This window comes from Saccharothrix sp. 6-C (assembly GCF_016695385.1).
In the GTDB taxonomy this organism is placed as follows: domain Bacteria; phylum Actinomycetota; class Actinomycetes; order Mycobacteriales; family Pseudonocardiaceae; genus Actinosynnema; species Actinosynnema texasense.
In genome coordinates this window covers 4,466,178-4,476,832 of the sequence record NZ_CP064192.1, presented here as the reverse complement: position 1 = coordinate 4,476,832, position 10,655 = coordinate 4,466,178, and the positions used below count along the sequence as shown (strand labels likewise).

At 69.5% G+C, this 10,655-nt stretch carries 8 protein-coding genes; 2 read left to right on the top strand and 6 right to left on the bottom strand.

Features of this window, described 5'->3' with window-relative positions:
- Positions 1-38 precede the first annotated feature (38 nt).
- Positions 39-2,246 (top strand): DEAD/DEAH box helicase, encoded by a 2,208-nt coding sequence (locus IOD16_RS18715; protein ID WP_236595088.1) that lies wholly within the window; start codon positions 39-41, stop codon positions 2,244-2,246.
- 402 nt (positions 2,247-2,648) lie between these two features.
- On the opposite strand, the gene IOD16_RS18710 is transcribed toward IOD16_RS18715, so the two are convergent.
- Genes IOD16_RS18710 through IOD16_RS18685 form a run of 6 tightly spaced genes read right to left on the bottom strand, consistent with a single transcriptional unit; the run spans position 2,649 to position 6,896 of the window.
- Positions 2,649-3,515 carry a DODA-type extradiol aromatic ring-opening family dioxygenase gene (locus tag IOD16_RS18710; protein WP_201441080.1) on the bottom strand — a complete coding sequence of 289 codons (867 nt, stop codon included), beginning with the start codon at positions 3,513-3,515 and terminating at the stop codon, positions 2,649-2,651.
- 39 nt (positions 3,516-3,554) lie between these two features.
- The gene (locus tag IOD16_RS18705; protein ID WP_201441079.1) at positions 3,555-4,046 is read right to left on the bottom strand and encodes a MarR family winged helix-turn-helix transcriptional regulator; all 492 of its coding nucleotides are present in this window, start codon (positions 4,044-4,046) and stop codon (positions 3,555-3,557) included.
- Between the two features lie 55 nt (positions 4,047-4,101).
- Entirely contained in the window at positions 4,102-4,560 is a 459-nt protein-coding gene (locus tag IOD16_RS18700) for a DUF6069 family protein (RefSeq protein WP_201441078.1), read from the bottom strand.
- A gap of 59 nt (positions 4,561-4,619) precedes the next feature.
- Positions 4,620-5,474, bottom strand: coding sequence for an SDR family oxidoreductase (locus IOD16_RS18695; RefSeq protein WP_201441077.1), 855 nt, complete (start codon positions 5,472-5,474; stop codon positions 4,620-4,622).
- Between the two features lie 60 nt (positions 5,475-5,534).
- Entirely contained in the window at positions 5,535-6,485 is a 951-nt protein-coding gene (locus IOD16_RS18690) for an NADP-dependent oxidoreductase (RefSeq protein ID WP_201441076.1), read from the bottom strand.
- Between the two features lie 45 nt (positions 6,486-6,530).
- Positions 6,531-6,896, bottom strand: a complete 366-nt coding sequence (locus IOD16_RS18685; RefSeq protein WP_201441075.1) for a DoxX family protein — start codon at positions 6,894-6,896, stop codon at positions 6,531-6,533.
- Between the two features lie 1,179 nt (positions 6,897-8,075).
- Between IOD16_RS18685 and IOD16_RS18680 the strand changes: the two genes are divergently transcribed.
- Positions 8,076-10,625 carry a PxKF domain-containing protein gene (locus IOD16_RS18680; RefSeq protein ID WP_201441074.1) on the top strand — a complete coding sequence of 850 codons (2,550 nt, stop codon included), beginning with the start codon at positions 8,076-8,078 and terminating at the stop codon, positions 10,623-10,625.
- The last annotated feature ends 30 nt before the right edge of the window (positions 10,626-10,655 follow it).

Below are 10,655 nucleotides of genomic sequence, written 5' to 3'. Positions count from 1 at the left end.
CCCCGTCATGCTGGCTACCAGCGAACTCAGGAGTGCACGTGACCGCATCGCCACGAACCGAGGGCAGGGTGCACCGGCCGTCCAGGACCGTCGTCAAGGTGGTGGGCGCGCTCACGCGCCGGGCCGCGGAACTCGAGCGCGCTCCACAGGAATTGCGCCGTGCCGCAGGCGAGCAGATCACCGCCCTGGTGCGGGCCGAAGCAGCGGCTCGCGTGCAAGAACTGCCCGCCGAGGAACTGAAGCCGCTCATCGGCCGGTCGATCCGGCTGAGCGCCTTGATCAACGCCGGTTTTCCGACGATCGGCAGCATCGAAGCCACTCCCCGGCATCAGCTCACGGCGATTCCGAAGGTCGGCGAGCAGACGGTCGACGACGTCCTGCGCGCCGCGGCGGAATACCGGGAGCGGCTCATCCGCGACAGCGAGGTCCGGTTCGACCCCGATCACCGGACACCGGGCCACACCCGACTGCTCCGCTTCCTGCTCGCCATCCGCGGCGCCGACGCCGCGGTGGCCGGACTGCACGACCAGGTGGCCCGGTTCCGCGAGCGCTCCGCGCCCCTGCTCGCGAGGTCCACCCCGACCGCGTCCGCTCTCCGGCGGTGGACCCTGCTCTTCCGGCCCGCGACGCGGAACGACGCGAGAGCGGCGCTGGTCGAACTGGCACTGCTGGCCGGCGAGTCGCACACGCTGCGGCTGGCGGACGCGATCGGGGAGGCCGAGCGCGCGATCGACCCGGAGGCCTTCGACCCGGCGCTCTCGTGGCAGCTCTACCTGCGCGACGCGGCGTCCGTGAACGCGCTGCTCTCCACGCTGGGCGCCGGGGAGGGGCAGGAGGACGCCGCCCGAGGCCACCTCGGTCCCGAGCTGCGCCGGAAGATCGACGCGGTGCCGCTGAACGTCGACCTCCTGAAGTCGACGTCGACGTTGCGCCAGTACCAGGTCTTCGGTGCCCAGTACGCGATCCACCAGGAGCGGGTGATCCTCGGTGACGAGATGGGACTGGGCAAGACGGTGCAGGCGCTCGCCGTGTTCGCGCACTTGGCCGCCCAGGGGCAGAGCCGGTTCATGGTGATCTGCCCGGCCAGCGTGCAGGTCAACTGGCTCAACGAGATCGACAAGCACAGTCGGCTGAGGGCGTTCAGCCTGTACGGCAACGACAGAGATTCGCACACGCGGCTATGGCTGCGCGAAGGAGGCATCGCGGTCACCACCTTCACCACGCTCGGGCGGCTGGAGTTCACGGAACAGGTCGAGCTCTCCGTGCTCGTGGTCGACGAGGCGCACCAGGTGAAGAACCCGCAGACCCGTCGGTCTCAGGACGTGGTGAAGGTCATCGGCCGCGCGCACCGCGTGCTGTTCCTCACCGGAACGCCGATGGAGAACCGCGTCGAGGAGTTCCGCAACCTCGTGCACCACCTGGACCCCGCCCGCGCCGCGCGGATCGACCCCGCCGACGTCCTGTACGGCGCCAAGGCCTTCCGCCGCCAGGTCGCCCCCGTCTACTTGAGGCGCAACCAGGAAGACGTGCTCAAGGAACTCCGGGACAAGATCGAGGTGGAGGACTGGGTGCGCCTCACGTCGGCGGACGAGAGGGCCTACCGCGAGGCCGTCGGAACGGGGAACATGATGGAGATGAGACGGGTCCTGCTGACCTCCAAGGACTCCGCCAAGCTCCAGCGCCTGTCGGAGATCATCGAGGAAGCCGTCGAGGACGGGCGCAAGGTGATCGTCTTCTCCTTCTTCCTCGAAGCGCTGGCTATCCTGCACCGGCGGCTGGGCGAGCTCGCCATCGGCCCGCTGGTCGGCAAGGTCACGCCGCAGGGGCGTCAGGCCATGGTGGACGAACTCACCGACCGGCGGGGTCCCGCCGTGCTGCTCAGCCAGATCACGACCGGCAGCCTCGGTCTCAACGTCCAAGCGGCGTCCGTTGTCGTCATCGCCGATCCACAGTGGACACCCGGAATCGAGGACCAGGCGATCGCCCGCGCGCACCGGATGGGCCAGGCGCACACCGTGCAGGTGCACCGCCTGCTGGCCAAGGGCAGCATCGACGAGCGGATCCGCGAGGTGGTGGAGGAAAAGAGACTGCTGTTCGACGAGTTCGCGCGCAAGAGCGACGCGAAGTCGTCCGACGCGCGAGCAGTCGACAGCGCGTTCCATCGGCCCGACGTGCTCGACGACCCGGCTGTTCCCCTGGATCGTCGGATGGTCATCGCTGAGCGCTACCGGCTTGGGTTCGCCTAACTCGCCCTTCTACGAGATCCGCCGCAAGCGCCACTACGAGTTGATCCTCCACCGCGACAACCGCGACGGCACGCAACCGCAACCGGAGTCCCAAGCAGGATGGCCATGATGACTCACGTGTATTGGGTGGAGGAGCCGTGCGGGTCCTCGAGCATCCTGTGAAGCGCGGTGGACACGACGGTGCTGCTCAACGTCGAGAACGAACAGGGCGAGCAGCAGACCGGTCAGTTCATCCACATGACCCTGATGGCCGACCTCTCCGGCATCCCGCGCTGACCTCCGACGCGCCATCGTGCCGACCTGCCTGCGTTCGCCGTGGCGACGGGGGGCGGTTCGTCGCCATCGACCGGACCGGCGCCGTACGTCGGGGATTCGGCGGTGGAGTCGCCGTCGGCCGTGGTGTCAGGCCGCCTGGAACGACCGGATCGAGTTGTGGAAGACCTCCCGCTCGATCACCGTCGTCGGGGGACGGTCCTCGTCGTCCGCCGCGCCGAGGGTGAGCAGCAGCGGTACGAAGTGGTCTGCCGTCGGGTGGGCGATGGCGGCGCCGGGGCCCTTCGCCTGGTAGTCGATGAGCGCGTCGACGTCGCGGCGGGCGATCGCGTCGGCGGCCCAGGTGTCGAACTCGCGGGTGTGCCCGACCAACCCGGGGTTGCGCATGACCGCGAAGCTGTGCGTCATGAAGCCCGAGCCGATGACGAGGAAGCCTTCTTCGCGCAACGACTTCAGCCGCGCTCCCAGGTTCAGCAGGGCCGTCGGGTCGAGGCTCGGCATGCTGAGCTGGACGACGGGTACGTCGGCGGCGGGGTACATGGCCATCAGCGGGATGAAAGCGCCGTGGTCCAGGCCGCGGTTCGGGTGTTGGTGCAGTGAGGTCGTGTCGCTCAGCGTTCCCGCGATCCGCCGGGCGAGCGCGGTGGCGTCGGGCGTCGCGTACTGGAGTGTGTAGTAGCGGGGGTGGAAGCCGCCGAAGTCGTAGTACAGCGGCGTTGCGGCGTTCGGGCTGGAGATGGTGAGCGGTGCGTCCTCCCAGTGCGCCGAGACGATCACGATGCCGCGCGGCTTGGGCAGGGACTGGCCCCAGGCGAACAGGTCGCGCAACCAGATCGGGTCGTCGAGCGTGGGCGGCGCGCCGTGGCTGACGAACAGGGCGGGCAGCGGACCGTCGACCGGGGTCCACGAGCGGTGGCCGCGCGCCTGCGGCAGGACTGCGGCGAGGAGGTCGTCGTAGGCCCCTGCCGGCTTGGCCGGGTTGAAGATGTCGTTCATCGGGTGTTCCTCGTTCCGGGCTGCTGAGGCGCCCGCCGGTCAGGTGGGGAGGGTGGGAGGGCAGGTGCGCTGGGGGTTGATGGCGTCTTTGACGCGGCGGCTGATCTCCCGCACCTGCTTGGCTTGCGCCTTCGTCAGGGGGTCGATGACCAGTCGGCGCACCTCGGCGACATGACCCGGTGCGGTGGCGACGACCTTGTCCCAGCCGGCGTCGGTCAGGATGGCGAGGGTGAACCGGCCGTCCGCGGGGTCGGGCTTGCGGGTGAGCCAGCCCTTGCCCTCCAGGCGCTTGGCGGTGTGGGAGAGGCGGGAGAGCGAGGCTTCGGCGAACTCGGCCAGGTCGCTCATCCGCAGGGTGCGTTCGGGGGACATGGAGAGACCGGCGAGGACCTGGTACTCGAAGTGGGAGATGCCGGCGTCGCGTTGCAGTTGGGCGTCGAGGGCGGCGGGGAGGCTGACCAGCATGCTGACCATGGCGAGCCAGGTCTGCTGTTCCTCGTCGTCCAACCAGTGGGGCTCGTCGGTGCTCATGCCCTCAGGATAATTTGACCGTTCAAGTCCGATGGCGGCTGCTTGGTCCACGAGGTCAGCTTCCGGACGTGTCGCCCAGGGGCAAGGCACGCAGGTAGGTGGCGACGGCCGCGGCGGCGACCGCCACGTGCATGACCAGCAGCCCGACGATCCCGGCGGTGTTGGCGTTCGGCGTGTAGTCGCTGACGAACATCATCAGGTCAGGGACGAAGGACACGACCAGCACGGGGGGGACCAGCCAGGACAGCAGGGCGCGCGGGTTGGTCGACCGGCGGCGGATCACCGCCCAGCCCGCCGCGCCCAGCAGGATGCCCAGGACGGTGAAGGTGACGTACGCCCCGGGCTGGAGGGGCTGGAAGTCGGCCGAGGCGCCGGCGGCGCGCGCGACCAGGGTGATCACCGCGTTGGCGATGCTCGCGACCACGATGCCCGCGATCAGCAGACCGGCGACGCGACCGGGTTTCGACCGCGCAGGACGCGCCGAGGGCGTGGCAGGGGAGGAGGTGGTGGACACAGGGGATCTCCTTGGAAGTGACGAGGGGGTTCGGTGGGGGCTGTTCACCGGGCGGTCGTTCAGTTGACGAGCGCGGCGGCGAGGGTCGTGCGCAGCGGGGTGGTGGGGCGGCCGATGAGCCGGGACAGGTCGCCGGTCGTGTCGGCCAGCCAGCCGGCGGCGATGCTCGCGTCGATCGACACGAGCATCCCCACGACGGGCTCGGGCAGGCCGGCCTCGGTGAGCGCCTTGGCGTGGGCCTCGGCGGGCAGGTCCTGGTAGACGACCGGGGTGCCGGCGACGGCGGAGATGTCGGCCGCGAGGTCGTCCATGGTCCAGGCGGTGTCACCGGACAGTTCGTAGACGGTGTCGGCGTGGCCGTCCTCGGTGAGGACCACGGCCGCCGCGGCGGCGTAGTCGGCGCGCGAGGCGGCGGCGACGCGGCCATCGCGCGCGCTGCCGATGACGGTGCCGGTGGCCGCGCCCTGCCGGGCGGTCGGGACGTAGTTCTCGTTGTACCAACCGTTGCGCAGCAGGCTGTAGGTCAGGCCGCCGGCCTTGATCGCCTCTTCGGTGGCCTTGTGCTCGGGGGCGACGGCCACGGTGGAGGTGTCGGCGTGCAGGACGCTGGTGTAGGCCAGCAGGCTGACACCGGCCTCCTTGGCGGCGTCGATGACGGCCTGGTGCTGAGGGACGCGGCGGCCGACGTCACTGCCCGAGATGAGCAGGACCTTGTCGGCGCCCTTGAACGCGGCCTTGAGGGTGTCAGGGCGGTCGTAGTCGGCCTCGCGGACGTGGACACCGCGTTCGGCGAGGTCGGTGGCCTTCTCGGGGGAGCGGACGGCCGCGACGACCTGGTCGGCGGGGACGCGGGTGAGCAGGTCTTGCACGACGAGGCGGCCGAGCTGGCCGGTGGCGCCGGTGACGACGATCATGGGTGTTCCTTTCGCGAAGGCTGTCGCCCGTTGCCGGGCAGGAGGGGGGCGGTGGTTGGCTCAGTCGGCGACGTTGACGATGATCTTGCCGCGGGCGTGGCCCGCAGCGATGGTCGCGAGACCGTCGCCGGCCTGCTCCAAGGGCAGGACCGTGGTGACGTCGACCTTGAGCGTGCCCTCGGCGGCCTGGGCGGCCAGCGGTTCGAGCACTTCCCGGACGGGGGCGGCGATGATGTTGCTGCCGGTCAGCCCGGCCTCGGCGAGGACCTGCTCGTCGGCGGCACCGAGAGTGCTGGCGACCTTGCCGCCCTTGCGGACGGCGCCCAGCGCCAGCCCGTCGGGGCTGTAGGAGACGAGGTCGACGAGGCCGTCGACACCGTCGGGGTAGGAGGTGGTGACCTGCTCGGCGACCGGGGTGCCGGACGTGTGGTCGACCACTGTCGTGGCGCCGAGGCCGGTGAGTCGGTCGGCGTCGGACGCGGTTCCGGTGGCCACGACGGTCGCCCCGCGGGCGGCCAGCAGCTGCACGGCGTAGGAGCCGACGCCGCCGGTGGCGCCGGTCACCAGGACGACCTGCCCCGGCTGCACGTCGAGCGCTTCGACGGAGGCGAACGCGGCGGCGCCGGCGAGCGGCAGGGCCGCGGCCCGGTCGAAGTCCAGTCCGGCGGGCTTGGCCGTCACCGCCGCGGCGGGGAACAGCGCGTACTCGGCGATGGTGCCGGCCTGGACGGGCGGGGTGAGCAGGACGTGCCCGAGGACCTCGTCGCCCACCGCCACGTGGTCGACGCCCACGCCGACCGCCTCGACCACACCGGCCGCGTCCCGGCCGACCACCAGCGGGTAGGCGTGGGGCATCATCGCGGCCATCGCTCCGGTGGCCAGGCTGTTGTCGATGGCGTTGAGGGCGGCGCTTTTCACCCGGACGAGAACGGTGCCGTCGGTGACTTCCGGGACGGGCAGGTCGGAGACGACGGGCTGGGCGCCGGACTCGGGGACGTTGAACGCGCGCATGGCTTTCTCCAAAGGTTTCGTGGGATGTCGAAGGGGGCAGAAGGCTTAAGGGCCGAACCGGCCCCAGGCCACGACGGCCGCCAGGGCCAGCAGGACGACGTTGGCGCCGATCATCTGGTTCTCCTTGCGGCGTGCGTGCACGACGGCCGCGCCGAGCATGGTGAGTGCCAACCCGGTGGCCGCCAGCGGCGTCAGGACCGGTGCGATGCCCAGGGCCGCGGGCAGGATCAGGCCGAGCGCGCCGAGTACCTCCACGGCGCCGATGGCCTTCACCGCGCCGGCGGAGAAGTCGCCGGTCCAGGCCATGCCGGACGCGGCCAACTTCTCCTTCGGCTGGGCCAGCTTCATCAGGCCGGCCAGGAGGAACGCGACGGCCAAGACGCTCGCGATGATCCACAGGGTGACGTTCACGGTGTCGAACCTTTCACGATGAGTTGACGCTTCAACTGAATGTAGGTCGTGTTAGTTGAAGCGTCAACTCATCGGTGGGTTAGATTACTTGAGGGATCAAGTCATCTTCGCGGGCGCTGTGCTCGCTTGGGAACCTGTTACTCCAGGTCAAGACGGTATGTGGGCTCTTGACTGTCGCAACCGGAACGAAATCGATCGACACGAAGACCCGCTGTGGCATCGCCACGGATCGCCTCACTCGACCGGGGGAACTGTCGGCCGGCGTGACGACTACGCCCATCGCCCGCAGCACCGGATCGGGCCGGAGGAACCGGTCCGATCGATCACCGACACAGGCCGTGGACGACACGCGTCGTACCCGATCGAGACCGTGAACCGCGACCTCGCGCCGGTCGAGGCCCTAGTCGACATGGCGGCGAGTGCGTCTACCTGTTGGCGGGCAGCCTCCAGCGCGGGGTGTGCGGGCGGAAGATGGACTCACATCGCTCGCACGGTCGTGCCGCCTACCGCTGCCGCCACGGACACACCACCGCCCGCATCGCCGCCCACCTCACCGCCGCGGGCATCGCCGAAAACCCAGGCCTGGAGCAGACCGCACGGCCGGTCGACGAACTCGGACTCGTCATCCGCTGCGACACCGCTGGCATCACGCTGCTCGACCGCGGCGCCACCGGACGAGCGCGCACACCACGCAGACTCCTGGCACCGCAGCCCATCCATGACAGACCCGGAACCGGAGATCGTTGGAAAGGCCGGCGAACAACTCCTGCTGACCTTGAGCTGCGCGACGATTTCGGAGGCGGATCAGCCAGACGCGCCTGCGGGCCAGGTCGATGCACCGGCTTACACGACTCGCTCCCCGCGCCAGCCTCTCCGACGATCGATCCGCCCGCCAACACCCCCGCGTCGGCGCCGACAGGCCGGGTTCCACGTCGCCCTCCACGCCACCCGTCCGCGGGAGGCGTTCCGAGCCGGGGGAGCCGAGTACCCGCCGCCGGGCGGACAGGGCCATGACCGCAATCGACAGGTCGTGGGACAAGCCGAACGCAAAATGTACTCTCGCGACAGTAGTGACGCTGTGGAATCGCGTGACTCCGCTGCGGCTGTATTGCGCCCGCCGGTAACGCGGTCGCCGGAACTCTCGATGGATTCGGCAAAGGTCGCATCAAGTGACCTCGTGTGAAGGGTTATCGGGGCAAATCTGCCTTTGACGGCTGGAGGGATCTCGTGCGGCTACGATCATTACGCGGCTTCGCCGTGCTCGGAATCATGTCCCTGGTGCTCGGCACCTCCGCGGTGATGCAGGCGAATGCCGCGACCGGTGCGGTGATCGACTCTGCGGACTGCACCCAGAACGAACTCACCGCCAATGACGACTACTACACCAACCGGGTTTCGTTGCCCTTCGGGGTCAACTTCTACGGGCAGACGTTCGAGTCGCTGTTCGTCAACAACAACGGCAACGTGACGTTCGACAGCCCGCTCGGCACGTACACCCCGTTCGGTCTGGCCAGCACGAGCCGCCAGATCATCGCGCCGTTCTTCGCCGACGTGGACACCCGGCAAGGGAACACCGTGCGCTATGGGTGGGGCAACACGACCTACCAGGGGCACCGCGCGCTGTGTGTGAACTGGGCCGACGTCGGCTACTACAACCAGCACACCGACAAGCTCAACAGCTTCCAGTTACTGCTGGTGCAACGCGAGGACGCCGGTGTCGGCGACTTCGACATCGTCTTCAACTATGACAAGGTCCAGTGGGAGACCGGTGACGCCAGTGGCGGCAGCGGTGGCATCGGTGGCACGCCCGCGGTGGCCGGCTTCTCCAACGGCACCGGCACGCCCGGCACCTCCTACGAACTGCCCGGCTCGATGGTCAGCGGCGCGTTCCTCGACTCCAGCCCGACCGGGCTGGCCCGCACCAGCACCGACAGCCCCGTCGTCGGTCGTCACGTGTTCCGCGTCCGCGCGGGCGGCGCGCCGCTGACCGACTACGTGGCGTTGGGTGACTCGTTCCAGAGCGGTGAGGGCGCGGGGGACTACATCGCGCCGACCGACTCCGGCGCCAACCACTGCCACCGCTCCACACACGCCTACCCGAGGCAGCTCCTCGACCGCGGTGTGGTCCACCTGACCCTCGACTTCGGCGCGTGCAGCGGAGCGGTCATCAACGACCTGTCGGTGACCTCCTCGCCCGACCGGCCGCCGTACAACGACGGCATCGCCCAACTGGACCGCCTTGGCCCGAGCACCAAATTGGTGACGATCGGCATCGGCGGCAACGACATGCAGTTCTCCGACATCCTCAGCGGCTGCATCCTGAACACGGTCCTGGACCGGCTCAACCCGTTCTCCGACACCAGTTGCCAGCAGCGCTACGCCGACCAGTTGGAGCGCAACTTCACCGCTCTGGTCGGCGGCGGGCGGCTGCGGGACATCTACCAGGAGTTGCGGGAACGCGCGCCGTTCGCGCGGATCGTCGTGGTCACCTACCCGCGGTTCTACGTCAATGGCGGGGCGGGCAACCGCTACACCGACGACTACTGCGCCGGGGTGCGCCGCACCGACCAGCGGTGGATCAACGCCGGTATCCGCCGCCTGGACGACGCCATCCGCGACGCGGCGGGCAGGCTCGGCCTCCAGGTCGTGGACATCTACGACGCCCCCGAGGGCCGCGAGCTGTGCGGTGCCAACAACGACCACTTACTCAACGGGATCCGGCCGTTGAACCGGGTCGAGTCCTACCACCCGAACCAGACCGGGCACACCATCATCACCGACCACGTGGCCCGTGCCCTGGTGTCCCTGCCGCCGGGCAACCTGTTCAACGTCCGCCCCGGGCAGACGATCAACCACCAGTTCACCGTGTCGGCGGGCCCCGAGCTCAGCGTGGCCAACCAGTGGCCGGGCAGCGATGTCGTGCTCAGCCTCACCTCCCCGTCCGGGCGTACCTACACGCGCACGACGCAGGAGGCGAACATCCAACACGACGTGGGGTCGACCTTCGAGAGCTACCACATCGCCAACCCCGAGCCGGGCACCTGGACAGCGACGCTGTTCGGCCGCGTCGTCGCGCCCGAGGGCGAGGAGTCGCGCCTGACGGTGCACAACCCGCCTGCACCCAACGCGCTGCCGACCGCCTCGTTCACCCAGACGCTGTCCGGGCGCACGGTCGCCGTCGACGCCGGCGCCAGCCGCGACCCCGACGGCAACCTGGTCGAGTACGTGTGGGACTTCGGCGACGGCACCACCGCCACCGGCAGCAGGGTCACCCACACCTACACCACACCCGACAAGTACCTGACCACCCTCGCGGTCAAGGACGACCGCGGCGGCGAGGCGTTCACCTCGGCGACCACGACCGTGACGATCTCCAAATACGAGTTCGCCGGGTTCAAGGCACCGGTGGACAACCCGCCGACGGTCAACACGATGCAGGCCGGTCGCGCGGTGCCGCTCAAGTTCGGTCTCGGCGGCGACCACGGGCTCGGCGTCCTGGCCCCCGGATCGCCGAGTTCGGTGCAGATCGACTGCAACTCGGGCGACCCCGTGGACGAGGTCGAGACCACGACGGCCGCAGGTGGCAGCATGCTGACCTACGACCCGACGACCGGGTTGTACCAGTACGTGTGGAAGACCGAGTCCTCGTGGGCCGGCACCTGCCGCAGACTCGTCCTGACCCTGGACGACGGCAGCACGCACGACGCCGTCTTCCGCTTCCGGCGCTGACCGTCGAGCCCGGCTGAACCCCCAGGAGGC

Bases quoted from the DNA above. Each gene is read 5' to 3' on its own strand.
- IOD16_RS18705 (WP_201441079.1), bottom strand. From the start codon at position 4,046: ATGAGCACCGACGAGCCCCACTGGTTGGACGACGAGGAACAGCAGACC.
- IOD16_RS18695 (WP_201441077.1), bottom strand. From the start codon at position 5,474: ATGATCGTCGTCACCGGCGCCACCGGCCAGCTCGGCCGCCTCGTCGTG.
- IOD16_RS18690 (WP_201441076.1), bottom strand. From the start codon at position 6,485: ATGCGCGCGTTCAACGTCCCCGAGTCCGGCGCCCAGCCCGTCGTCTCC.
- IOD16_RS18710 (WP_201441080.1), bottom strand. From the start codon at position 3,515: ATGAACGACATCTTCAACCCGGCCAAGCCGGCAGGGGCCTACGACGAC.